This is a genomic window from Variovorax nivicola (assembly GCF_051216475.1).
GTDB lineage: Bacteria > Pseudomonadota > Gammaproteobacteria > Burkholderiales > Burkholderiaceae_C > Variovorax.
Genome location: NZ_JBPJZK010000003.1, coordinates 431,864 through 454,525, shown reverse-complemented (window position 1 = coordinate 454,525; position 22,662 = coordinate 431,864). Strand labels below are relative to the sequence as shown.

At 59.4% G+C, this 22,662-nt stretch carries 27 protein-coding genes and 3 tRNA genes; 10 read left to right on the top strand and 20 right to left on the bottom strand.

What is annotated here, in order from left to right:
* Positions 1 to 6 precede the first annotated feature (6 nt).
* A complete protein-coding gene (locus tag ACSFBF_RS14870) occupies positions 7 to 591 on the bottom strand; it encodes a BPSL1445 family SYLF domain-containing lipoprotein (RefSeq protein ID WP_435468175.1) in 585 nt (194 codons plus the stop codon).
* A 235-nt stretch (positions 592 to 826) separates the two neighbouring features.
* Here ACSFBF_RS14870 and ACSFBF_RS14865 point away from each other — a divergent pair, with 235 nt between their 5' ends.
* The gene (locus ACSFBF_RS14865) at positions 827 to 1,519 is read left to right on the top strand and encodes a DUF418 domain-containing protein (protein ID WP_435468173.1); all 693 of its coding nucleotides are present in this window, start codon (positions 827 to 829) and stop codon (positions 1,517 to 1,519) included.
* Here ACSFBF_RS14865 and ACSFBF_RS14860 read toward each other — a convergent pair.
* Positions 1,503 to 3,332 carry a bifunctional metallophosphatase/5'-nucleotidase gene (locus ACSFBF_RS14860; protein ID WP_435468171.1) on the bottom strand — a complete coding sequence of 610 codons (1,830 nt, stop codon included), beginning with the start codon at positions 3,330 to 3,332 and terminating at the stop codon, positions 1,503 to 1,505. The two genes, ACSFBF_RS14865 and ACSFBF_RS14860, sit on opposite strands and share 17 nt — an antisense overlap.
* Before the next feature lie 97 nt (positions 3,333 to 3,429).
* A complete protein-coding gene (locus ACSFBF_RS14855) occupies positions 3,430 to 3,903 on the bottom strand; it encodes a hypothetical protein (RefSeq protein WP_435468169.1) in 474 nt (157 codons plus the stop codon).
* A 163-nt stretch (positions 3,904 to 4,066) separates the two neighbouring features.
* On the opposite strand from ACSFBF_RS14855, the gene ACSFBF_RS14850 reads away from it, so the two are divergent.
* Positions 4,067 to 4,276 carry a hypothetical protein gene (locus ACSFBF_RS14850; RefSeq protein WP_093051663.1) on the top strand — a complete coding sequence of 70 codons (210 nt, stop codon included), beginning with the start codon at positions 4,067 to 4,069 and terminating at the stop codon, positions 4,274 to 4,276.
* Between the two features lie 73 nt (positions 4,277 to 4,349).
* On the opposite strand, the gene ACSFBF_RS14845 is transcribed toward ACSFBF_RS14850, so the two are convergent.
* Both ACSFBF_RS14845 and gstA read right to left on the bottom strand, forming a co-directional pair.
* Positions 4,350 to 4,727: an HU family DNA-binding protein gene (locus ACSFBF_RS14845; protein WP_130428910.1), complete on the bottom strand. Its 378-nt coding sequence runs from the start codon at positions 4,725 to 4,727 to the stop codon at positions 4,350 to 4,352.
* Between the two features lie 132 nt (positions 4,728 to 4,859).
* The gene (gene gstA / locus ACSFBF_RS14840; protein ID WP_435468166.1) at positions 4,860 to 5,471 is read right to left on the bottom strand and encodes a glutathione transferase GstA; all 612 of its coding nucleotides are present in this window, start codon (positions 5,469 to 5,471) and stop codon (positions 4,860 to 4,862) included.
* A gap of 64 nt (positions 5,472 to 5,535) precedes the next feature.
* Between gstA and ACSFBF_RS14835 the strand changes: the two genes are divergently transcribed.
* Positions 5,536 to 6,528, top strand: coding sequence for a LysR family transcriptional regulator (locus ACSFBF_RS14835; protein ID WP_435468164.1), 993 nt, complete (start codon positions 5,536 to 5,538; stop codon positions 6,526 to 6,528).
* A 161-nt stretch (positions 6,529 to 6,689) separates the two neighbouring features.
* Here ACSFBF_RS14835 and ACSFBF_RS14830 read toward each other — a convergent pair whose 3' ends face one another.
* Positions 6,690 to 6,899: a DUF2158 domain-containing protein gene (locus ACSFBF_RS14830; RefSeq protein ID WP_435468162.1), complete on the bottom strand. Its 210-nt coding sequence runs from the start codon at positions 6,897 to 6,899 to the stop codon at positions 6,690 to 6,692.
* Between the two features lie 363 nt (positions 6,900 to 7,262).
* On the opposite strand from ACSFBF_RS14830, the gene ACSFBF_RS14825 reads away from it, so the two are divergent.
* Together ACSFBF_RS14825 and ACSFBF_RS14820 are read left to right on the top strand one after the other, a co-directional pair.
* On the top strand, positions 7,263 to 7,805 hold the full coding sequence (locus ACSFBF_RS14825; protein WP_435468160.1) for an NYN domain-containing protein: 543 nt from the start codon (positions 7,263 to 7,265) through the stop codon (positions 7,803 to 7,805).
* Positions 7,806 to 7,819: 14 nt separating this feature from the next.
* Positions 7,820 to 8,020: a hypothetical protein gene (locus tag ACSFBF_RS14820; protein ID WP_435468158.1), complete on the top strand. Its 201-nt coding sequence runs from the start codon at positions 7,820 to 7,822 to the stop codon at positions 8,018 to 8,020.
* A gap of 873 nt (positions 8,021 to 8,893) precedes the next feature.
* On the opposite strand, the gene ACSFBF_RS14815 is transcribed toward ACSFBF_RS14820, so the two are convergent.
* On the bottom strand, positions 8,894 to 9,247 hold the full coding sequence (locus tag ACSFBF_RS14815; protein ID WP_435468156.1) for a helix-turn-helix domain-containing protein: 354 nt from the start codon (positions 9,245 to 9,247) through the stop codon (positions 8,894 to 8,896).
* 121 nt (positions 9,248 to 9,368) lie between these two features.
* Here ACSFBF_RS14815 and ACSFBF_RS14810 point away from each other — a divergent pair, with 121 nt between their 5' ends.
* Together ACSFBF_RS14810 and ACSFBF_RS14805 are read left to right on the top strand one after the other, a co-directional pair.
* The gene (locus ACSFBF_RS14810; protein ID WP_435468154.1) at positions 9,369 to 9,896 is read left to right on the top strand and encodes a hypothetical protein; all 528 of its coding nucleotides are present in this window, start codon (positions 9,369 to 9,371) and stop codon (positions 9,894 to 9,896) included.
* The gene (locus tag ACSFBF_RS14805) at positions 9,893 to 10,303 is read left to right on the top strand and encodes a hypothetical protein (protein ID WP_435468152.1); all 411 of its coding nucleotides are present in this window, start codon (positions 9,893 to 9,895) and stop codon (positions 10,301 to 10,303) included. Before ACSFBF_RS14810 ends, ACSFBF_RS14805 begins: the two co-directional genes overlap by 4 nt.
* Before the next feature lie 63 nt (positions 10,304 to 10,366).
* Here the strand turns inward: ACSFBF_RS14805 and ACSFBF_RS14800 are convergent, their stop codons facing one another.
* From ACSFBF_RS14800 to folC, 13 genes are all read right to left on the bottom strand, one after another.
* Entirely contained in the window at positions 10,367 to 10,804 is a 438-nt protein-coding gene (locus ACSFBF_RS14800) for a hypothetical protein (protein ID WP_435468150.1), read from the bottom strand.
* Positions 10,805 to 10,835: 31 nt separating this feature from the next.
* The gene (locus ACSFBF_RS14795) at positions 10,836 to 11,936 is read right to left on the bottom strand and encodes a plasmid recombination protein (protein WP_435468148.1); all 1,101 of its coding nucleotides are present in this window, start codon (positions 11,934 to 11,936) and stop codon (positions 10,836 to 10,838) included.
* A gap of 269 nt (positions 11,937 to 12,205) precedes the next feature.
* On the bottom strand, positions 12,206 to 12,421 hold the full coding sequence (locus tag ACSFBF_RS14790; protein ID WP_435468146.1) for a ribbon-helix-helix domain-containing protein: 216 nt from the start codon (positions 12,419 to 12,421) through the stop codon (positions 12,206 to 12,208).
* A gap of 121 nt (positions 12,422 to 12,542) precedes the next feature.
* The gene (locus ACSFBF_RS14785; RefSeq protein ID WP_435468144.1) at positions 12,543 to 13,808 is read right to left on the bottom strand and encodes a phage integrase SAM-like domain-containing protein; all 1,266 of its coding nucleotides are present in this window, start codon (positions 13,806 to 13,808) and stop codon (positions 12,543 to 12,545) included.
* A 74-nt stretch (positions 13,809 to 13,882) separates the two neighbouring features.
* Positions 13,883 to 13,959, bottom strand: a tRNA-Asp gene (locus tag ACSFBF_RS14780).
* A 70-nt stretch (positions 13,960 to 14,029) separates the two neighbouring features.
* A tRNA-Glu gene (locus ACSFBF_RS14775) sits at positions 14,030 to 14,105 on the bottom strand.
* A 51-nt stretch (positions 14,106 to 14,156) separates the two neighbouring features.
* A tRNA-Ala gene (locus tag ACSFBF_RS14770) sits at positions 14,157 to 14,232 on the bottom strand.
* Between the two features lie 36 nt (positions 14,233 to 14,268).
* Positions 14,269 to 15,657 (bottom strand): glutamate--tRNA ligase, encoded by a 1,389-nt coding sequence (gene gltX / locus ACSFBF_RS14765; RefSeq protein WP_435468142.1) that lies wholly within the window; start codon positions 15,655 to 15,657, stop codon positions 14,269 to 14,271.
* 7 nt (positions 15,658 to 15,664) lie between these two features.
* The gene (locus tag ACSFBF_RS14760) at positions 15,665 to 16,885 is read right to left on the bottom strand and encodes an O-succinylhomoserine sulfhydrylase (protein WP_435468140.1); all 1,221 of its coding nucleotides are present in this window, start codon (positions 16,883 to 16,885) and stop codon (positions 15,665 to 15,667) included.
* 11 nt (positions 16,886 to 16,896) lie between these two features.
* On the bottom strand, positions 16,897 to 18,399 hold the full coding sequence (gene purF, locus ACSFBF_RS14755) for an amidophosphoribosyltransferase (protein ID WP_435468138.1): 1,503 nt from the start codon (positions 18,397 to 18,399) through the stop codon (positions 16,897 to 16,899).
* A gap of 12 nt (positions 18,400 to 18,411) precedes the next feature.
* Positions 18,412 to 18,897 (bottom strand): CvpA family protein, encoded by a 486-nt coding sequence (locus ACSFBF_RS14750; protein ID WP_435468136.1) that lies wholly within the window; start codon positions 18,895 to 18,897, stop codon positions 18,412 to 18,414.
* 21 nt (positions 18,898 to 18,918) lie between these two features.
* Positions 18,919 to 19,794 carry an SPOR domain-containing protein gene (locus ACSFBF_RS14745; protein WP_435468134.1) on the bottom strand — a complete coding sequence of 292 codons (876 nt, stop codon included), beginning with the start codon at positions 19,792 to 19,794 and terminating at the stop codon, positions 18,919 to 18,921.
* 61 nt (positions 19,795 to 19,855) lie between these two features.
* Positions 19,856 to 21,163 (bottom strand): bifunctional tetrahydrofolate synthase/dihydrofolate synthase, encoded by a 1,308-nt coding sequence (gene folC / locus ACSFBF_RS14740; RefSeq protein ID WP_435468132.1) that lies wholly within the window; start codon positions 21,161 to 21,163, stop codon positions 19,856 to 19,858.
* Positions 21,164 to 21,199: 36 nt separating this feature from the next.
* On the opposite strand from folC, the gene ACSFBF_RS14735 reads away from it, so the two are divergent.
* The 3 genes from ACSFBF_RS14735 to ppnP all read left to right on the top strand — a co-directional run bounded on the left by ACSFBF_RS14735 (position 21,200) and on the right by ppnP (position 22,651).
* Positions 21,200 to 21,553, top strand: coding sequence for an ArsC family reductase (locus ACSFBF_RS14735; RefSeq protein WP_435468130.1), 354 nt, complete (start codon positions 21,200 to 21,202; stop codon positions 21,551 to 21,553).
* A 58-nt stretch (positions 21,554 to 21,611) separates the two neighbouring features.
* Complete coding sequence (locus ACSFBF_RS14730; RefSeq protein ID WP_435468128.1) at positions 21,612 to 22,199, top strand: hypothetical protein; 588 nt, start codon at positions 21,612 to 21,614, stop codon at positions 22,197 to 22,199.
* 125 nt (positions 22,200 to 22,324) lie between these two features.
* Entirely contained in the window at positions 22,325 to 22,651 is a 327-nt protein-coding gene (gene ppnP / locus ACSFBF_RS14725) for a pyrimidine/purine nucleoside phosphorylase (protein WP_432726527.1), read from the top strand.
* The last annotated feature ends 11 nt before the right edge of the window (positions 22,652 to 22,662 follow it).

Below are 22,662 nucleotides of genomic sequence, written 5' to 3'. Positions count from 1 at the left end.
AGCCTGCTACGGCTGGATTTCGCTGATCTTCGCGCCCGACAGCGAGACGCCGGCTTCCAGCCCCACGTTCGTCATCACGAAGCCCACCACGGGCTGGCGCAGGGTGTTCGTGTCGATGCTGCCGTTGGCCCCGATGGTCGCGAGCGCCACCGTGGCGTCAGCGCCTGCCGTCCAGCCCTTGCTGTTGCGGAATTTGTCCAGCGCCGCCTGCGTGGTGAACAGATAAATCACGGCCTTCGACTGCGCGCCTGCCTGGAAGCCCACCGACCCGGCGGTGGTGCTGTAGTAAGACTGCGTGCGCCCGTTCACACGCAAGGCGCCCCGGCCGTATTCGGCGCCCACGCCCAAGCTGGCCCCCATCACCGCGGGAAACACCAGCACGCCGCTCGATTTGGCGACCAACTCACGCGAGCCTCTCACGGAGTCGTACAGCTTGGACAGCGAGGCATCGACCTGGGCGTCGATGGAGGCGCGAGAAGACGCGCTGCTGGACTGATCCTGCGGTCGCGTGGTGGTGCACCCGACAAAGGCCAGGCTGCACGCCGCCACGGCGGATGAAAGCGCCAGCATGCGGAGGTTCATGGTTTTCATGACGAAATCCTTTGCAAAGAACATGAGTCGGCGAAGAAGTCTCTGCCTTCGACAGCAGATTTGCTCATGCTAAGACCGCCAAACCAGCGCAAATCCGGTTGGAGACATCGGCCTACGCAAGGTCACGGCATAGGCGAACGGTGATGCGCCCAGGGCATGTCTGGAGGCGCCCCAAACGCAATGTTCGTGCAATGCTGATTCATAGCATGGCATCGACCCAACTTTGCGCACTCCCATGACATTCGACCTCGCAAGGCCGCAGCGCTACCCAAACGCCAACAGCATCCGTCGCCTTGAACTGCTGGACGCGCTACGCGGCTTCGCGTTGTTCGGCGTACCGCTGTTCAATCTGCGCAACTCCTCATTGCCAGAATTCATTGCGGCGTCGATCGCGCTGCTCGCACTACTCCTCGGCGTGGGCTTCGCGATGCAGGCGGTGCGCCCTGGGAAGAAGCCCGGGGCCATACGCCTGCTCGTTCGACGCATGCTGCAGGAGTCTGTCGCCTGCCGGCGCCTCTGGGTCCGCCTGCTGAAGGTGACACTCGCCATCAGCTTGATCGCGACCACGCTGGTGATGTTGTGGAGCTCAGGCGGTGCGAGCATCTGGGTGGTGCGCCTGCTGCATCAGGTCGCGCTCGGCCTGTTCTGCATGGCCGCCTTCGTGCTGCTGTTCCAGCAGACCCGCTGGCGGCACTGGTTGCGCAAGCTCGCGCCCATGGGGCGCATGGCGCTGACGAACTGGCTCGCGCAGGCACTGCTCGGGCTGGGCCTGTTCTACGCCCTCGGGCCGAGCTTCGGATTCTTGTTGAGCATCGCCGTGCTTCAGGCGATGCTCAGCTGCTGGTGGTTGGCGCGCTGGTCATCCCGGCAGGCGGGCCGGCTGAATACGGCCCGCCCCCTTCGCCAGCCGCTCAGGGCAGAACCGTGATGCGGCCCACTACCGGCGGAGCCAGCGGGCTGTTCGCCTTGATATAAGCCTCCAGAGCATCCACGTCCTGGTCGCCGCCGAGCGCGTCGGTGCCTTGGTTGAATACGGTGAAGTTGTCGCCGCCGGTGGCCAGAAAGCTGTTCATCGTCACGCGGTAGCTGGTGCCATCGGCCATCGCAGTGCCGTTGAGCGACAAGTTGCTGATGCGCGAGCCACCGGGCGCCGAGGCGCTGAAGCTGTAGGTGAACCCTGCGGAAGGCAGCAACACTTTCGGTGTATTCACGGTGTTGGAACCGCTGTTGAACTGCTGCTCCAGCACGGCCTTGATCTGCGCGCCTGTCATGGTCTTCACCACGAGGCTATTGCCGAAGGGCTGCACGGCGAAGATCTGGCCGTAGGTCACGCTGCCGTCGCCAGCGGGCGCGAGGTCGGCGCGCACGCCGCCCGGGTTCATGAAGGCGATCTGCGCCGCGCCCTTGCCGGTCGGGCTGGTGGCGGCGAGTTGCGCGTCGGCGATCAGATTGCCCAGCACGCTTTCCTTCGACGGCTCGACCTGCGCGCGCGTGGCCGTCGCGGTGAGCGAGCCCACCACGCGCTGCACCAGCGGCCCGGCGATGGTGAGGTACTGGTTGATGAGCGCAGCCACCTCCTGGTTCTTGTCGAAGGTCGGGTACTGGTCGGTTAGCGCGACGGTGGTTGTGCCACTGGTGTAGGCCTCGCCCTGCACGATCACGTTGTCGGCCGCCTTGGCCGTCACCTTGCGCGTGCGCGTGTCGATGGTGAGGTTGATGTCGGTCAGCAGCGTGCCGTACTGGCCGGCGCTGGTCAGCAGGAAGGGCTTGGCCGGGTTGGTCTTGGCGTAGTCGCACACGTACGAGCGGTGCGTGTGGCCCGAGATCACGACGTCGACCGAGGTGTCGAGCTTGTTGAGGATCGGCAGGATGTCGCCGCTCAGGCCGGCGCAGCTCTTGTCGTTGTAGCCCACGGTGGTGGTGCCGCCTTCGTGGATGACGACGACGATGGCGTCCGCGCCCTGCGACTTCAGCTGCGGGATCAGCGCATTGGCGGTGTCGGCCTCGTCCTTGAAAGTCAGGCCCGCAACGCCTGCCGGCGTCACGATGTTCGGCGTGCCCTTCAACGTCATGCCGATGAACGCCACTTTCACCGTGGCACCATCCTTCGTGAAGCTCTTCATGCCGGTGGCGGGGAACAGCGTGTTGCCGTCGCCCTTCACGGTGTTGGCCGCGAGAAAGCCGAAGTTGGCGCCAGGGAAGCTCTTGTTGACGCGGCAGGGTTCGAGCGCGGTGTTCTTCGCGCAGCCGCCGTTCTTCATGCGCAGCAGTTCGGTCTGGCCCTTGTCGAACTCGTGGTTGCCGACCGCGTTGAAGTCGATCTTCATCGCGTTCACGGCTTCGATGGTCGACTCGTCGAGGAACAGCGCCGACACCAGCGGCGAAGCACCGATCATGTCGCCGGCCGACACCACCGCGTTGTTCGGGTTCTTGGCCTTCAGCGAAGCAATGGCCGAGGCGAGATAGGCCGCGCCGCCGGCAGGCACCGGCACCGTGCCGCCTCCCTTGGCGGGCGCGCTGATCGACAGCTTCGGCGGCTCGAGGTTGCCGTGCAGGTCGTTGAAGGCGATGAGCTTCACGTCCATGGTGCCAGGCACTGCGGGCGACGCTGGCGGCGGGTTGGTTGCCGCGGGCGGTGGTACGAAAGGAATGAAATTGTTTGAATTGCCGCTGCCGCCGCAGGCGGTCAGGGTGGCGGCCACCACGCTGGCAACGGCAAGGTGCTTGAACGATGGATGCATGGGGACCTCTCTCCTTTGTTTTGGAATGCAGCGGATGCTGGGCACGGCAGATGACGGTGCCATGAAGGCCCCTCTGCCCCACAAGGAGATCGGTCGCTCAGGGCAGGAGCACGAGACGCATCGCAACGCCGGGGCCGAAGGCCGCCTGCAGCAGCGCCTTCGCCTGCACGCTGCGCTCGTCGGTCAGCGACTGCACGGCGAGCCAGCCCTCGGTCGGCCGCCGCTGCAAGTGCCAGCCTTCCTGCCCAAGCAGGATGAGCCGGGCGAGCGACGCTGCATCGGCCACCGGCAGCGCTGTGGGCGTGATGTCGAGCCAGTCGGTCACCTGGTCGCTCTCGCCGCCCAGGCGCGCGGCCGCGCCCTCTGCGAGCGCATGCTGCGTGGCGACGTCCTGCACCGCGCCCTGCAACACGATGCCGCCGCCATGCCAGCGGATTTCGAGCGACGGGGATGCATCGGCCGCACGGGCTTGAGCGTCGCTGCCGGCAGCCAGGCGCCACGCGACGGCTGCGGCCAGGATCGCCAGGCAGGCCACGGAGACTGCAACAAGAATTCTGAAACGCTTCGTCATTCGAGGCACGAGCGTGCCACGCCGCGCGTTACGCCGGTGTGACGGGCGCTTCCGATGGACGTTCACCTACACGCATCGCGGCAGCGCGATGCCCCACGAGCCGCCATATCCGATACGCTTGAGGCCCGCCCCCGCATTCCCCAACATCCCGAGGAACGAAACCATGGCAGCGAACGCGAAAGTCACAGGAAATGTCGAATACCGGGCCGGCGACGGCCCCCTGATCCTCATTCCCCAGGGACCGATCGAGGTCCAGCTGGCGCCCGACAGCGCCGTGCTGAGCTGGGGCGATGGCGGCAGCACGCAGACGACGGCGATTCCCATTGCCGAGTACCAGCGCTATCTGAGCGAGGGCGTGATCGAACCCGACTGAAGCGGTGCATAAATGCGCCACCAAATAAAAAACGGCCCCGAGGGGCCGTTCTTATTTCTGCATTCGCAGCTTCTTACTTCTTCTTGGCAGCCACGGCCTTCTTGGCGGGTGCTGCGGCCTTCTTCGCTGCGGGCTTCGCGGCCACGGCCTTGCTGTCGGCCTTGCGCTTTGCAGCCTTCGGGTCCACGGCGGCCTTGAAGGCAGCGCCCGGCACGAACTTCGGCACCTTCTGTGCGGCGATCTTGATCTTGGTGCCGGCGCTGGGGTTGAAGCCCGAGCGTGCGGCGCGCGCCACTTGCTTGAAAGTGCCGAAGCCGACGATCTGGACGGGGTCACCCTTCTTCACTGCGGCGACGATCGAGCCGGTCACGGTCTCGAGAATGCGCGCGGCTTCTGCCTTGCTGACGTTGTGGGCGGTGACGATTTTTTCGACGAGTTCGATGCGGTTCAACTGAGTTCCTATTAGGTTTGATTTCGCCATGTTGCCTATGGCGGCGCAGCGCGAATGCAAGCTGCAAGCGGGGCGGAGTTTATTCGACTGCGAGAGCCCGGATGTAACGCGGTCGCTTCAGGCCTTCGTCGATCAGTCTTCAATGAGGCCTTCGGCCTGTATCGCGGCGCGCACGGAGGGGCGTTTAGCAACCAGCTCCATGTAGTGGCCTATCGCCGGCCATGAGGAAAAATCGAGTCCTGCGTGACGGCCGAGGCGCAGGATCGGATAGAGGTACGCATCCGCGACAGTGAAGTGTTCGCCGAGGATGTACGGCCCCGGTTGCACCAGCGATGCGATGCGGTCGAAGGCGCGGGTGTCGGCGATCAGGCTGTGCTTGTAGCTTGCCGGCACGTCTGGATCGAACATCGGCGCGAAGCCCTTGTGCAGTTCGGTGGCCACGAAACTCAGGGCTTCGGCCAAGCGATAGCGGGCCATGCTGCCGGCAGCCGGCGCGAGCCGCGAGGCCGGTGCGAGATCGGCAAGGTACTGCAGCACGGCAAGGCCTTCGGTGAGCACCGCACCGTCGTCGAGTTCGAGCGCGGGCACCTTGCCCATGGAGTTGATCGACAGATAGCTCTGTCCTGTGGCCGGCAGCGTCTTGGTCTCGAGGTCGACGCGGATCATCTCCGCGGTCAGGCCGGCCTCGCGCAGCACGATGTGCGGGGACAATGAAGAAGCGCCGGGGCTGTAGAAGAGTTTCATGATCGGCTCCTGTTGGTGAGGTCAGACGGGTTGTGTGTTGACGTGATCGATATGCACGCCACGAATGGTGGCCGCGAGGGGCTTCATGAAAAAGCGGGTTGAGGGCACAAGATTGATGAGCCGGACTCACGAGTTGCCGATCTCGGAGGCCGATGCGCGCGTGTTCGTGACCGTGGCCGATGCGGGCAGCTTCACCGCCGCCGCGGCGCTGCACGCAATGACACCGTCGGCCGTGAGCAAGGCGATTGGCCGGCTCGAAAACGATCTCGGCGTGCAGTTGCTGACGCGCACGACGCGGGCCTTGCATCTGACCGAGGAAGGCATGGCGTTTCACGAACGTTGTGCAAGGGCCTTCGACCTGCTAGCCGAAGCTGCGGAAGAAGCGGGCGCGGGCACGCGTGCGGTAGCGGGCACCGTGCGCGTGGGGTTGCCGCCGCTCTTCGGAACGTTTCTCGTGGCGCCGTTGCTACCAGCACTGCTCGCGCGGCATCCGAAGCTGCGCATCGAGATCGTGTCGACGATGCGGCTGTCAGACCTCTTCGACCTGGGGCTGGATGTCGCGATCGCGGTGGGCGCCCTGCCCGACTCGAGTCTTGTGGCGCGGCCGCTCGGATACGGTCAATTCGTCACCGTCGCGGCACCTGCCTGCTTTCGGGAGATGTCGCGGCCATCACGACCTGAAGAGCTTCTCGAGCATCGATGCATGACCTACACGCGGCCAGATGGTCGCGAGGATCCGTGGAGCTTCAAGACACCGGAGGGCCCGCTGCAGATCGAGCCACGAGCCACAGTGCGGTCGGACGACATGCACCACCTTGCGGCGATGGCGGTGGCCGGGTTGGGCATCGCGCACCTGCCGATGTTCGTTGTGGGCGAGCACTTAGCCAACGGCCGGCTCGAAAGATTGCTGCAAGACTTCGAGCCCGCGCCGAAGCTCGCGTCGCTGGTCTATCCGGCGAGCTGGGCAATGCCACGGCGCGTACGCGCCTTCATCGACTTTCTGCTGTCGAGCGAGCAGCAACTCGCTGGTGTGACACAGCCCAAAACAGCAGGATGAGGTGATTGCGTGGAGGCGTCAGAAAGTGAAAAGCCCTTGCAACTCATTGAGCTGCAAGGGCTTCTGACTGGCGGAGTGGACGGGACTGCCCAGACCGTTGTAAGTCGTTGATTTTGCTAGGGGTGGTAGCAAAAACACTCGAAAAACCGAGTGCAGAGATGCTACCCCAAAGCTTTCCCCAACTTCTCGAAGGAAGCTTTGAGGTCTACAGGTTCGAACTTCTCCAGGACCACCACGTTGTACTTTTGCTCAATTGGCCTAGCCCCCTCCTGCCACACACATAAAGCGGCCTCCCCGCTGATCCACTGGACCGTCATAGCTACACCACCAGACTTAAGCTTCACAACGTCGCCCGGCTTGACATCACTCATGGGTTTCTCCTAGGTTAGAACAACTCGTAATCTGAGTAGCCAAATGCTACTATGGTTTACTCATTCTTGGAGGATTTATGGCCTTTTATGGTGACGCGACCAACGTCAAACAAACCACTGGTGAGAATGCCAAAAAATACGATCAAATCTGGAAGCCTGGTCAAAATCCCGATTACCCTGGGGTTTATAAATGCCAGATTTGCAGCTACGAGGATGTAATAAATCGAGAGTGCACCTCCCTGCCTCCTTGCAGCAACTGTGGCGGCAAACCCATGCAATGGAAATTGCTAGTTAGAGCAATGGATAAATAAGAAGCACCCTTGGGTGCTTTTTTAAAATCAATCAAACTTGGGAAAGAATGTCATGGCAGATTATGTTTATGTTGACAATTCCAATCTTTATATTGAAGGGCGACGAGCAAGTGCAGTGAGGCAAGGGCTTGCAACCGATATTCGGGACGCGATAGAAAATAGAATATTTGACCACGGGTACACAATTAGCTTTGGAAAGCTGCACGAATTCCTTTGTGGCCAAGACAAACGCACGCTGAAACGCGCGGCATTGTTTGGCTCTCGCCCCCCACCCAATGACGGAATCTGGGACTATGCGAAGAGAGCCGGCTTTGAATTACACCTCGAAGACAGAAATATCAGGAACAAAGAGAAAAAAATCGACACAGGAATCGCAACACTTCTGACCAAGGATGCATACAAACATGGCAAGGTTAGTGAGGACGTGTTTGTGCTAGTAGCAGGCGACGCAGACTACGTTCCTACCATTAACGAATTGAAGAAGGACGGGTACTTTGTTGAAGTCGTCTTTTGGGACCATGCATCGCGAGAATTGCGGGAAGCGGCCTCACGATTTGTAAGCCTTGATGCGCATCTCGATCATTTAAGGCTGTAAGGAGATTCGAAGCAATGACTATTTTCAAGACTGACGCAGGTGATCAATTCATTGTCAGCAACATCAAAAAAATTGAGCGCTACAAATCGGGCAACGAATTCAGAGCCAAAATTTACACAATCACTAGCCAGGAATTTGCAGGGCTAAATTGGACCAAAGACGACGACCAGCGCGCCAAAGACCTAGGGATTATGCTTGAGGGGCCCGCCCCTTAGCTATCTTTTGCTCAAAGCTGAGCTTTGGAGATTGCGTCAGGACAGGCAGGTAGTAATTGAAACAACTGACCAAATCGTCTTGTATGTCCTTCCCTCCCGTTGCAGTTAGATCAGCCATACAACGATAAAGCTCCGCCAACAGTCTGGCATAAAAATACTCTTGCACTTCTCTTGCGTTCATTTAAAATCTCCTAAAGCTTGACATTTAAACAATCTACCTGTAAATTGTATTTTGTCAAGCTCGCTGACGCGTTTTGACAATAGTGCAGAAAAGCCAGAATGAAAGTTCTGGTTTTTTTGTTTCCGGGGTTGACAAATCGAATAATCAGATTTATCTCTTGATCACTATTATTAAGCGTCAGTGAGTATGCAGTTATTCTTCCTCAGGAACTTGTTCTCTGCAGTACCATTCCCGATTCAATATAGTCTCAACAGCTTGAGTAAAGCCTGTTAGCAGAGGAACCCCAATTAAAATCTAACTGCAAGGGGTTGGGACAGGCCACAAGAATGGTTGAACCAGGAGTAATCTTGGAAAGTGGTCAGAATGGATTAGTAGCAAAGCCACAGGGAAGACAATCACCAGACCCCGCTACTGTGAGATAGAACCTCACGAACTGGAAAGTTGAAGACGGTCTATGCGCTCTTCACTCGTGCTATGTGGTAGCTATCACTCGCCGGCAAAGTCCCAGCCCAAAATTTTTAATTTGGGTTAGGGTAAGACTTTGTCGTACCGTGTGATAGCACACGGGAGACAAAGAGTCAGGCAACCGGTACAAAGAACAAGTTCCGGGGTATTTGCAGCTCAAGACCATTTTCAATATGCATTGAGTTCTCCCATTCAAAAAGAGAACAAAAAATGGCAAATCGAAAAAATTACGTTTTTCTCGTAATTAAGTGCTCGCAGGAAGTTTCGACCAGTTCATAAACAAATTGGCGATCAACGCGATCCAAGTTCCCCAGCATTCGCTCGATTGTGAGAGCCAAGCCGGCAGGCTGGCCAGCAGCCTTGCCTAGGAAGCTCTCAACCGAACATTCGTAGAGTTCTGCGAACTCTACGAGCCTAGGTAGCGACGGAATCACCACCCCCCTCTCCATACGCGATACAGCCTCAGCGCCTATGCCTAGTGCCTCGGCCGCTTGCTCTTGAGTGAAGCCCGCTGCTGTACGGCTCTGCGTCAGAGCGGCGCCTACAAGCTTGGCGAGTGTGGTTTCTTCGTCTGCATTCAAGGGCTTCTCCTAGTCAACCCATATGGTTGAGATTCCACCTCTTGACGTGAAGGACTTCATGGGTTGAAATCAACCCAACAGGTTGACAGCCTGTTGCAAGTCCTTCAACTTAAGGGAACACATGGAAAGCAGCTTCGCAAAGGGCTACGACAAACTGCACGGTGTCGACGGCTCGATCAGCATTTCTTACAAGGCAGAACGCTGGGGCTCGCACAAAGGTGCTGGCGCCCTTGGACTTCTTCTTATTCTTGTTTTGGTGCCCGCCTCCTGCGCCGTCACCTCACCCATCTTGTTTTTTGCAATGCAAGCAAAATTCTTGCTCGTTGTCTGGCCAATTATCTCAATGGCATTGATGTATTTCGCAATTAAAGCAATTTTGAAAACCACAGGCACTCTCAAAATTTTGCCAAGCGTGGGCTTGTCGTTTGACGGGAAAAATCTTCCCTACAAGGACATTGACGACATTGGCACTGCCAATGAAATTGCAGCAAATAACCCCAAGGGAACCGCGTACGTATATGCAAACACCCATGGGCAACAGATCCAAATCACGAAATATGTTCCGTTGCACCTTGCAGAAGCTATAGCCAACGAAATTCGCGCCGCTTCTGGCACCCGTTGGAATTATCAACCCAGCAATTCAGCATGAAAAATCTTATCGCTCTCTCGCTCGCTTTTGGTTCGTTTGCGGCACAGGCCGCAGAATCTCAAGAATGGGATTACAAAATGCAGAGCACCAGCCCCGCCAGCGGTACGCAACGCCCCACCTCCGGTGTGAACAAGGCAGAGCTTTTCAAGGAAAAGGACGGCTACACCTTCCGTATCCGGGGCAACACTGCTCCCAGCTGCTACTCGACTGCCGAGGCCGCCCAGGTGGAGGAAGACACCGCCACTATCACGATCACCCCTACCCCGCGCTTTGGCAACTGCGAGAAGATCAGGCTTGTGATCAAGAAAGACGGAACTGGTGGGATTCAGCAGACCCTCATGGGAAAGAAAGATAACCCCCAATGGCAGAATGACGAAACCCAAAATTATGGGTTGACTGCTCGTTAATTCATTTACTCCAATAAAAAGGCCGCTGTGAAGCGGCCTTCTTATTTGGCGGGGCCAACCAATTTAGCCTTTAAGATGCTCTAAAAAACGCCTCAAATCAGCTTCCGGGTTAACTCCTTTTAGTGTTATTAGAATAAGTACGCCTACTAATCGAGCTTCGAATTCCAGCAATTTTTTCTCATCAACAACTTTCAAGACATTGGGAATTCCAATCTCAAACCATCCGTTTACAACTTGAGCGGGGTTTTCTTTCATGGAACCATCGCCAAGCTCTTTTTTCTCGGCTTGACTCAAAACACCTAACTCTGTTGCAAGATGGAAAGTTTGGAGTATTAAAGCCCTAGCTATTCCTATCGTTTCGGGCGTGTTGCTAGAAGAGTAAATAGAATGCCAAGCCGGAAATGGAAGTCGAGATAGTTTGTTGAAACTGTCCGTTTTCTTTTTGGCTAGAGAGAAAAATATAAGAATGCTAGCGATCACCGCTCCGACTACGTATTCCATTAGCAATAAATCCTTGGAAAAATTTGCATCATTAGGCTTTCAGTTTGTAGCTGGGGTCGTTGGCTGTCAATTTTTGCTTGAGTTCCAGTCGCTCGATTTCTAATCGTTGCGCCTCAATAACCTCGTCTTTAGCCTTAATAATTTTAGCCTGCTCTTTATTCTGAGCCTCTAACTCCACGATTTTTTTCAATTTATTGCCATGGTATTCTTTCGACGCCAGGGCTTCTTTTAGTTGGATTTCGGCTTTTTCTTGCAATTTTTTCAAAAGCTCGTATTCCTTAGCGCGATCTAATGCCAAGAGATTTTTCAGTGCCTTGTTAGATTCGGCCAAGATTTTTAATCTAGGGGCAAGCTTTTTCTCCATTAGCTCTTTGACAGAGGCCTTGGTATTCACCATGCCTAAACCTTTCACTACATCAGCGATAATTTTTCCAAGCGCAGTTTCATAATCAAAGCTTGCTGCAATTTTCGTCAATTTAGCGTAGTCTTTTATAGTTATTTTTTCAAGCATACTAAACTCCGTTCCTCTTTTTAATCCAAACATATTATTTGCAGCGGCGTAGCTCGTCAAGAATTTTCTCCAAAAAACCGGATTCCAACGCTTCGCATTTAGGCTGGTGACTCTTTTTTCTTGGGAGCCGTATTGGTTTTTATATCGCAGTATCTTGGTTTGCTCTGGCGACAAAATTAGGTGAATGTGCGGGTTCGACTCGTCTAGGTGCAAAACTGCGAACTTCAATGCTTCAGGTCCAAAATGTTTTTGGATAAAATCCAGCTGTACCTTGCACCAATCGTCTATCTTCTTTTGCCCCTCATGGGTTATTACCCCCTTAACTCTCCAGTCGCCCCAAAACTCCGGCGAGGTAGACAGAATTAAATCTACGGCGTGAACGCTATCAGACTTGCGCTCAATTTTATTTTTTTCCCAATGCTCTTCCAGCTTTGCCCAGACACTGGGCGCCGACTTTTCATCAATCCCCAAGGGGTTAAATAAAATTTTATTTAAGTGGCTCAGGCTAGAGTCAACCCTCTCTTTGTCAGCCTCGCTTAGATGTGTTCGCAGGTTATGTTTGGCTATATTTGACATATTCCCCGCGCCCTTGATTTTTTCGAATTGTGCTATACAATACATAAATGCCTCCTTGTTTTAGTTTTGATTGGCTTCTTATATTAAAGCAGAGTTGTGCGGCAATGTCAAAAAACCTCCGAAAGGGGGTTTTTGCCATGGTATTACTTAAAATACCAACCCTCAAAAAAACTGGCGTTTTTTCCTCTGGGTTGGTAGCGGAAAACTGGCGTTTTCCTTTTTAAGCCAAAAAGGGTTTCACCCTCTTTGGAATCTCCCTTCCGACCATAAAAAAACCCGCTGAACGCGGGTTTGTTTTACTGGTCGGCCAATCATTATTTCACTGATCTATTTATCATTGACTGCGCTTCTGGTGCGGTTGATTGAATTTTATTCCGCTCAGAATCTTTCCTCACCAAAAATTCCTTTACAACCTTCCTGACAACCCAGCTCAGTGATCTTTCGTCTGCGTCTGCAAGTTTTTTAAGTGAGTCAAAAGTTTGTTGATCAAAATCGACTGACACACTTTTTGGAAATTTTTTCTCTGTCATAGAATCCTCCATAAAAATCTATATCGATTAATAAAGTGGATTTCTTTCTATTTGTCAAGTGCAGGCAAAGGAAAAGCCTCCCGGGCACGCGACCCGGAAGGCTTCACAGATTCAAACCATTTCAGAACTTGATAATTTTCAGAAGCTCTTGTTGGCACGGTACAACCATGCCCGCCAATTCTTCAAGCGAATATTCCTCGCCGTAAACTTGGACGTTTACGTGATCCAATTCATGCCCAATGATTTGGCAGCGCGCTTCAAGGGGAACCTTGCTGTGTTGGAGGTAGGTATTGAAGGTCTTGCGGAGACTGTGGAAAGTCTGCTTGCCGCCTTCATAGCCAATGGCGCTCTTGTGAGCGTCTAGGAGCTTGCGCACCGGATCACTGGCGCCCTTGCCGTCTGGGCGCACCTTGAACCCAAACCCGCCGCTCGACTTAATGAACTCGAAGAAGGGTACGAAAAACCCCTTGGGCAAGGGAACGGGGCGCTTGCCCGCCTCGGTCTTGTCCGAGTCAATATAAATGTAGTGCGTGCCCGCTGGTGAGATCTTGAAAGAAGCTTTGGTGATAGCTGCCAGTGCAGAGACACGCACACCAGTGATCAAGCCTGCTGTAGCAATCCAGTAGAAGGCCGGCTCCTTGGCCTTGTACTCTGCGAACTGCTCATTCCCAAAGAGGGTTTGAATGTCTGCCAGATCGAAGGCCTTGGAGCCTGCCGCGTTCTTTTGCTTGCGCGTGAGCAAGTTGCGATCTGCTGCCGGGTTCTCACCCTTGAAGAGCTTCTGTTTCTTGGCGAAGTTGAACAGTGCACGGACAGCGCCAACCTTCTTATCAATGGTGCGCGGCGTGTTGCCACGAGCCGCCAGGAACTCCATGTAGCTGGTGATATTGTCTTCGCCAATATCCACCAGCCCGGGGCTCTTCAGGTACTCGTCCAGCTCGTTAGCCGTCGCCGTGTAGTCGGTCTTGGTGGCGTCGCTCAAGGTGCTCTTCAGGGTGAAGAATTTGCCCACCAACTCGGGCAGTGTCAACGCGCCTTCTGTGGGAGCAGCCACCTTCAGGGGCTCAACGACAGCCGTAGGCTGTGGGCCTTGCGCAGCCTTAGCCATGAGCTTCAGAGCTTGCATGAGGCGCTTGTGGTCTTCCGGGTCCGTCGCGTTGGCGATACCCCGAGACAAATCGATTTCATACTTCGACGGATCGACACCTTCGAACTTGAAATCTTCCAGCTTGGGTTTGTGCATATCAATCACACGCAAGAACTCGATTGCTCGCAGTTTAGCGGTGAGGGGGTCGCTCGTTCCAAGGCTGCGCTTGAACTGAACCCCACTAATGCGGGTGTGAAAGTAGTAAGTGTGCCCCCTGAGGTACACAGGCAGTTTCAGCATAGATTGCTACCAAAACTGCTACCACCCAAAAGGAAAAGCCCTTGCAAGTCATTGACTTACAAGGGCTTTAATGCTGGCGGAGTGGACGGGACTCGAACCCGCGACCCCCGGCGTGACAGGCCGGTATTCTAACCAACTGAACTACCACTCCTGGTAGACAACGTTCGCTCGTTTGACGGAGCCAAGTGTTGCCACTTGTGCCTGCTTCACCGAAGTGAAACTGGCGACCCTACGGGGATTCGAACCCCGGTAGCCACCGTGAAAGGGTGGTGTCCTAGGCCTCTAGACGATAGGGTCAAAACCTTGGACGTGCTGCGATCAGCACTTCATACCTTCTCGACACTTTGATGGTGGAGGTAAACGGGATCGAACCGATGACCTCTTGCATGCCATGCAAGCGCTCTCCCAGCTGAGCTATACCCCCGTGTGGGTGTCGAGCCTCGAATTATAGCCCGATTTTTCAGGCCTTTTTCAATCGCTCGATAACTTTTTCGCGGGAAAAAATTTCGAGCACTGAATCGAGGGACGGTGTCTGCGATGTTCCCATCACAAGCACTCGTACTGGCATCGCCAACACCGGCATTTTCAATGCATGTGCGGCGAGAACTTCCTTGATGGTAACTGCGATTGAGGCCTTATCCCAGGCAGCCGTCATCAATTTTTCTGCGAGCGTTGCGATCGCGGGCTTCACTGCATCGGTGATGTGCTGCGCACGATCGGCATCGCTCACGTTGATGTCCGCATAGAACGCCGCAGCCCAGTCGGCCAGCGCTACCGTGGTGTCGCAACGGTCCTTGAACAGCGCGCAGATCGCGGGCAAACGCTCGTCGGCCACGATGCCGCGCTTTTGCAACTGTGCTGCAACAAGCGGTGCGAGCTCTTCACCGCTCTTCGCCTTGATGTATTGCGCGTTGACCCACGCGAGCTTGGCCGCATCCCACTGCGCGGGGCTCTTCGAAAGGTGCGAACCGTCGAACCAGCTCACCATCTGCTCGCGTGTGAAGAGTTCGTCGTCGCCGTGGCTCCAGCCGAGGCGCGCGAGGTAGTTGAGCATCGCCTCAGGCAGGTAGCCGTTGTCTTCGTAGGCCGTGACGCTCACGGCACCGCGGCGCTTCGACAGCTTCTGCCCGTCGTCGCCCAGGATCACGGGCACATGACCGAACTCGGGCAGCGGTGCGCCGAGCGCGCGGAAGATGTTGATCTGCCACGGCGTGTTGTTGATGTGCTCGTCGCCACGGAACACGTGCGTGATGTTCATGTCCCAGTCGTCGACCACCACCGCGAAGTTGTAGGTCGGCACACCGTCGGGCCGCAGGATGATGAGGTCGTCGATCTCGCGGTTGTTGATGGTGATCTCGCCCTTAACGAGGTCGTTCCACGTCACGTCGCCTTCAGGCGGATTGCAGAAGCGCACCACGGGCGGCACGCCTTCGGGCACGGGCGGCAGCACCTTGCCCGGCTCGGGACGCCAGCGGCGGTCGTAAAGCGTCTTCTCGCCGCGTGCGCGTTGCGCCTCGCGCATCTCGTCGAGCTCGGCCGGCGTGCAGTAGCAGTGGTAGGCCGTGCCGGCCGCGAGCATCTGCGCGATCACTTCGCGATACCGCTCCAGGCGCTGCATCTGGTAGATCGGGCCTTCGTCGTAGTCGAGGCCGAGCCAGTGCATCGACGCGAGGATCTGGTCGGTCGAGTCCTGCGTGGAGCGGGCCACGTCGGTGTCCTCGATGCGCAGCACGAACTCGCCGCCGTGGTGGCGCGCATAGGCCCACGAATAGAGCGCAGTGCGGGCCGTGCCCAGGTGAAGAAAGCCGGTGGGAGACGGTGCGATGCGGGTGCGAACTTTGCCGGTCATGAATCAATCAGGTTGTCAGGGTGCCGAGACCACGAGAGAGGTCTGCCGTGATGTCGTCGATGTACTCGAGGCCGACCGCGAGGCGGATCAGCCCCTGGCCGATGCCTGCGGCCTGGCGCTGTGCTTCGGTGAGGCGCCCGTGCGAGGTCGTGCCGGGATGCGTGATGATGGTCTTCACGTCGCCAAGGTTGGTGGCGACGCTCACCACGCGCGTGCTGTTGATGACGTGGAACGCATTGGCGCGCGCCGTCTCGGGGTCATTGCCGACCACGTCGAAGGACACCACCGCCCCGCCCTGCCCCGCCTGCTGGCGCATGGCCAGTTCATGCTGCGGATGCGAAGCGAGCCCCGGGTAATAGACGCGAGCGATGCCCGGCTGCGCTTCGAGCCATTTCGCAACGGCCAGTGCGTTCGCGCATTGGGCCTGCATGCGGATGCCCAGCGTTTCCATGCCCTTGAGCACGACCCACGCATTGAACGGCGACAGCGCCATGCCGGCGGTACGCACCACGGGGCCGAACACGTCGACGATGAGCTTCGACGGCCCGCAGATCGCGCCGGCCATCACGCGGCCCTGGCCGTCGAGGTACTTGGTACCCGAATGGATGATGAGATCGGCGCCCAGCTCGGTGGGGCGCTGCAGCGCCGGCGTGCAGAAGCAGTTGTCTACAGCCAGCAGCGCGCCAGCGCCGTGCGCAAGATCGGCGAGCGCACGGATGTTGCACACCTCGGTCAGCGGATTGGTCGGCGTCTCGGCAAACAGCAACTTCGTATTGGACTTCAGCGCAGCGCGCCATTCCGCCACGTCGGTCTGCGAGACGAAAGTGGTTTCCACACCGAACTTGGCAAACTCCTTGCCGAACAGGTTCAGCGTGGAGCCGAACACCGAGCGCGAGCAGATCACGTGGTCGCCGGCCTTCAGCAGGCCCATGCACATCATGAGGATCGCGCCCATGCCCGTCGACGCGCCGATGGCTGCCTCGGTGCCTTCGAGCGCAGCAAGGCGCTGCTCGAAGCTCGCCACCGTCGGGTTGGACGTGCGCGAATAGGTAAAGCCCGCTTCGGTGCCCGCAAAGCGGCGCGCCGAGGTTTCGGCATCAGGCTGCACGAAGCCGCTCGTCAGGAACAGCGCCTCGGAGTGCTCGCCGTGCTGGCTCGGCGCCAGTCCGGTGCGCAGCGCGAGCGTGTCGCGATGCAGTCCGGGTGGCAGGGTTCGTTCGTCGGTCACTTCTTGGGCTCTCACTCGCTGTGGTTGGGGAGTGCGAGACGCGAAGAATCTTCTTCGGTCTCTTCGACGCGGGGACGGTTGCCGTTCATGCGCGAGATGGCGTCGGTGTCGATGTCGCCGGTCACGTACACGCCGTCGAAGCACGAGGCGTCAAAGCCGTCGAGCTTGGTGTTCAGCGAGCCAATGGCGCGCTTCATGGCGTCGACGTCCTGGTAGATCAGCGCGTCGCAGCCGATCAGTTCGCGGATTTCTTCAATGGTGCGGTCGTGCGCCACCAGCTCGTCCTTGGTCGGCATGTCGATGCCGTAGACGTTGGGGTAGCGCACCGGCGGCGCGGCGCTGGCCAGGTAGACCTTGCGGGCGCCGGCGTCGCGCGCCATCTGCACGATTTCGCGGCTGGTGGTGCCGCGCACGATCGAGTCGTCGACCAGCAGCACGTTGCGGCCCTTGAACTCGCTGGCAATCACGTTGAGCTTCTGGCGCACCGACTTCTTGCGCACGCCCTGCCCCGGCATGATGAAGGTGCGGCCAACGTAGCGGTTCTTCACGAAGCCTTCGCGGTACGGCACGCCCAGCAGGTGCGCGAGTTGCGTGGCGCTCGGGCGGCTCGACTCGGGAATCGGGATGATCACGTCGATCTGGTTCGGCGGCACGGTAGACACCACGCGCTTGGCCAGCGTCTCGCCAAGGTTCAGGCGCGCCTGGTAGACCGAGATGCCGTCGAGCACCGAGTCCGGACGCGCGAGGTACACGAATTCGAAGATGCAGGGGTTCAGCGTCGGCGCTTCGGCGCACTGCATCGAATGCACGTTGCCTTCGAGGTCGATGAACACGGCCTCGCCCGGGTTGATGTTGCGCTCGAACACATGGCCCGAGCCTTCCAGCGCGACCGATTCGCTCGCCACCATCACGGTGCCGTCGGCGCTGCGGCCCATGCACAGCGGGCGGATGCCGTACGGGTCGCGGAAAGCGAGCAGGCCGTGGCCGGCGATCAGCGACACCACGGCGTACGAGCCGCGCAGGCGCTTGTGCATGTTCTTGACCGCAGCAAACACCTCGGCCGGATGCAACGGCACGCCGCGCGAAGAGCGCTCCAGCTCGTGCGCCAGCACGTTGAGCAGCACTTCGGAGTCGCTCTCGGTGTTGGTGTGGCGGTGGTCGGTGGAGAACAGCTCCGAACGCAGCGCATGCGCGTTGGTCAGGTTGCCGTTGTGCACGAGCACGATGCCGAACGGCGCGTTCACGTAGAAGGGCTGGGCCTCTTCCTCGCTGTATGCATTGCCGGCGGTCGGGTAGCGCACCTGGCCCAGGCCCACGTTGCCCGGCAGCGCGCGCATGTTGCGCGTGCGAAACACGTCGCGGACCATGCCCTTGGCCTTGTGCATGAAGAACTTGCGTTCGAGCAAGGTCACGATGCCAGCGGCATCCTGGCCGCGATGCTGCAGGAGCAGCAGCGCGTCATAGAGCAGCTGATTGACGGGTGCGCTGCTGACAACGCCGACGATTCCACACATGAACGATTCCTCTCAGGGCAGGTAGCTTGCCAACTTTTCAGGCAACGAGGGTTTGAGGCCCTGCAATGCCGCATCGAGAACAATGGCGCAGCGCGACTCGTGCCACCAGGCACTGTCGCTCAACACCAGCAAATGAACAACGACGGCCAGCACGAGCAGGGCCACCGCACCCCGCGCCGCTCCGAACGCTGCTCCCAAAATCCGGTCCACCGGCCGCAGGCCCACGACCGTGATCAACTTGCGCGTGAGCGCGGCCACCAGGCCCACGCCGAACACCACCGCCACAAACACCAGCACGAAGGCCAGCGGATAACGCCACGCCCCCTGCGGATCGCCGAACGGCAGCCATGCCGCCACACCAGAAGCCAGCCACTGGGCTGCAATGAAGGCTGCCACCCAGCCGATCAGCGAAATCACTTCGAACACCAGCCCGCGCATCAGGCCGAACAGCATCGACACCCCGATGAGCGCGACGGCGATCCAGTCGAGCAAGGCCACGGCAACAGCAGGCGACGGCTCTTACAACGTGAGGATCGCGGCCGACAAAGACAAGCCCTTGACCTTCTCCGCCGCGCGGTCGGCCTCGGCACGTGAACTGAAGGGGCCGACACGCACACGCGTGCGCTCGCCATCGGCAGTCTTCGCCACGTGAACATAGGTCTTGAGGCCGGCTTTTTCGAGCTTCTGGCGCACTTCGCGCGCCTTGTCGGCATCGGCGAAAGCACCCACCTGCACCACGAAGCGGCCACCTTCATCGGCAGCGGCGGGCTTGGCGGCAGTGGTGACAGGCTTGCCTTCGAGCAGCGCACGGGCGCGGGCGCCATCATCAGAGGCGGCCGGCTTGGGTTTCGCTTCGGGCTTGGGGTCTGGCTTGGCTTCGGGCTTTGGCTTGGGCTCGGGTTTGGGTTCCGGCTTGTGTTCGGGCTTCGGCTCCGGTTTGGGCTCGGGCTTGGGCTTCGGTTCAGGCTTGGGCTCGACGGCGGCAACGGGCGGCGTGCTGGGCACGGGCTTGCCGGAGTCGATCACCGTGCCGTCGGCGGTCTCGGTGATCATGCCGCTGGACGAGGCCGATGCCGAGGCCACGCGCGAGCTGCTGTTGTCGGGTGCAGCCGGCGCGGTGCTCGTGGCAGGTGCCGGCGTGGCGGGCACGGGCAGCGGCTTGACCTTGTTGCGGTCGGGAATCTCGATGGGAATGTCGACCGACACGGGGCGCGGCTGCGTATCGAACAGCAGCGGAAAACCGATCACGCCGAGCAGCACCAGCACCGCTGCGCCGAGCAGCCGGTGGCGCGCACGCCGACGCATGGTTTCGACACTTTCCGCGGGGACAGCGGCCGGGGCGCTGCGTCCTTCGTTGCCTTGTGGGCCGCGCGTGCGGAACTTGAAAAACGCCATGAAGTTCGATCCCTGAAGGAGTGCAGCGAGGTGGTGCCAGATGGTATGGACAGCCCGACGATCAGCCGCCTGGCAGCAGGTGTTTGGCTTGCAGCCGGGGGGTGCCGTTTTCGAGCACGCCACCCACGGTGAAGAACGATCCGAAGACCACGATTCTATCAGCGGGCCCCGCCTGCTCGATGGCTGCGCGCAACGCTTCCATCGGGCCCGCATACACGCTGCCAGAGGCATCGGTGCGCGTGTTCTGCGCCTGCCAGCTGGCCAGCAGGTCGGCCGCCTTGGCGGCGCGCGGCGTGGGCAGGTCGGTGAAGTACCAGCGGTCAATCAGCGGCCCGATGCGCGCGAGGATCGGTGCGAGATCCTTGTCGGCCATCACGCCGAACACGCCGTGCGTGGTGGGGTAGAAGCCCATCGCATCGAGGTTCTCGGCCAGCGCGGCCACGGCGTGGGCATTGTGCGCCACGTCGAGCACAAGCGCCGGTTCGCCCGGCACGATCTGGAAGCGGCCCGGCAGCTCGACCATCGCGAGCCCGTTGCGCACGGCCTGCGCCGTGATCGGCAGTTGCGGGCGCAGCGCCTCGAGCGCCGCGAGCACGCCGGCCGCATTGATGAGTTGGTTGGCCCCGCGCAGTGCCGGATAGGCCAGCCCGCTGTAGCGCCGGCCACGCCCAGACCAGCCCCACTGCTGCTTGTCGCCCGACACGTTGAAGTCGGTCCCGAAGCGCCACAGGTCGGCACCGATGGCGTTCGCATGATCGATCACGCTCTGCGGCGGCATCGGGTCGCTGACAACGGCGGGCTTGCCCGGGCGCAGGATGCCGGCCTTCTCGAAGCCGATGCTTTCGCGGTCGGGCCCGAGGTATTCCATGTGGTCAAGGTCGATGCTGGTGATGACCGCGCAGTCGGTGTCGATGATGTTGACCGCATCGAGCCGCCCGCCCAGGCCGACTTCGAGGATCGCCACGTCGGGCTTTTCCTCGATCATGCAATGCAGGATGCCGAGCGTGGTGAATTCGAAGTAGGTCAGGGCCATGTCGCCGCGCGCCTTCTCCACCACTTCGAAGCTTGCTATCAGTTTGGAAGCATCGACGGCTTCGCCCTTGAGCCGCAGCCGCTCTTCGAAGCGCACCAGGTGCGGCGAGGTGAATACCGCCGTGCGGTAGCCCGCGTGCGTGAGGATCGATTCGAGCATGGCGCAGGTCGAGCCCTTGCCGTTGGTGCCCGCCACCGTGATGACGGGGCAGCCGAAGCGCAGGCCGAGGCGCTGCGCCATTTCTTTGGCGCGCTCCAGTCCGAGTTCGATGTTCTTGGGATGGAGTTGCTCGGCGCGCGCGAGCCAGTCGTTAAGGGTTTCCATGGAGGCCGGCATTGTCGCCGACCCGCTGCTCGGGGCATCATCGCGGCCATGACAACCCTATACGGCATTCCGAACTGCGACACCGTCAAGCGCGCCCGCGCCTGGCTCGATGAACATGGTGTGGCCTACACCTTCCACGACTTCAAGAAACAGGGCGTGCCCGAGGCCGAGCTCGACCAGTGGCTGAAGAAGCCCGGCTGGGAGGCTCTGGTCAACCGCAAGGGCACCACCTGGCGCAAACTCGACGACGCCACCCGCGAGGGCGTAATCGATGCTGGCTCGGCCCGCGCGGTGCTGCTGGCCAACCCCAGCCTGATCAAGCGGCCGGTGGTCAACTGGGGCCCGAAAAAGCCCGTTACGACAGGGTTCGACACCGAATCCTGGGCTGTCAACGCCGTGTAAACCCCGGAACCCGGCCTGCGGCCCGGCGTCAAATCGCGATCTGCAGGAGAAACACACCATGAACAAACACGTTTTTCGCACCTTCGCCGGCATTTCCGTGGCCGGCGCGCTGGCCGCGGGCACCGGCCTCGTGCACGCCCAGCAGAACCAGGTGGTCCAGGCCCGGGTGATCTCCGCCACACCGATCCGCGAAACGACCGGCAGCGACGTGAACTACAACGTCACCTACGAATACAACGGGCGCCAGTACACCACCCGCATGAACAGCCAGCCCGGCGCGACCATTCCGATCCAGGCCAGCGGCTACGGCGTGACGACCTCGCCGGTGGCGCCGCAGCCGCAGGTGCAAACCTATCCGGTCGAGGCCAACAGCGGCAATTACTACCCGCAGTCCGGCGGCTCCCCCTGGGACAGCGTGGTGCCCGAACCGGGCGTCGTCGTCTCCAACGCCCCCGCCCCGGTCTACCAGCCGGCGCCGGTGTATGCCGCTCCGGTCTACGTGCAGCCGGCCTATCCGTACCCCTATGCCTATCCTTACGTCTACCCGCCGGTCGGCATCTCGCTGAACCTCGGCTATTCGCGCGGCTGGGGCGGCGGTGGCTACCGCGGCGGCTGGGGTGGCGGATACCGCGGCTGGCACCGCTGAGCCGCCGGCCGGCGGCCCATGCCGCCCGAGCCCCTAAAATCGAGGACTTTTCCAACCCTTGACGGGTGCGCCGCCGGTGCGGTGCGTCCTCGATTTGCCGACCGCCCAGGCGCCGGCGCCACCCAATGACGACGACTACCGACACTCTGAACAGCGCCGCAGTGGCCACCAAGGCCAATGTGTACTTCGACGGCAAATGCGTGAGCCACAGCCTCACGCTCGCGGACGGCACGAAGAAATCGGTCGGCGTGATCTTGCCGTCCACCCTCACCTTCAACACCGGCGCCCCCGAAATCATGGAAGGCACCGCCGGCAGCTGCGAATACCTGCTGTCGGGCACCAGCGAATGGGTGGCCTCGGGCCCTGGCCAGAAGTTCAGCGTGCCGGGCAACTCCAGCTTCCAGATCCGCGTGAGCGGCGAGCCCTACAGCTACATCTGCCATTTCGGCTGAACCGCGAACCG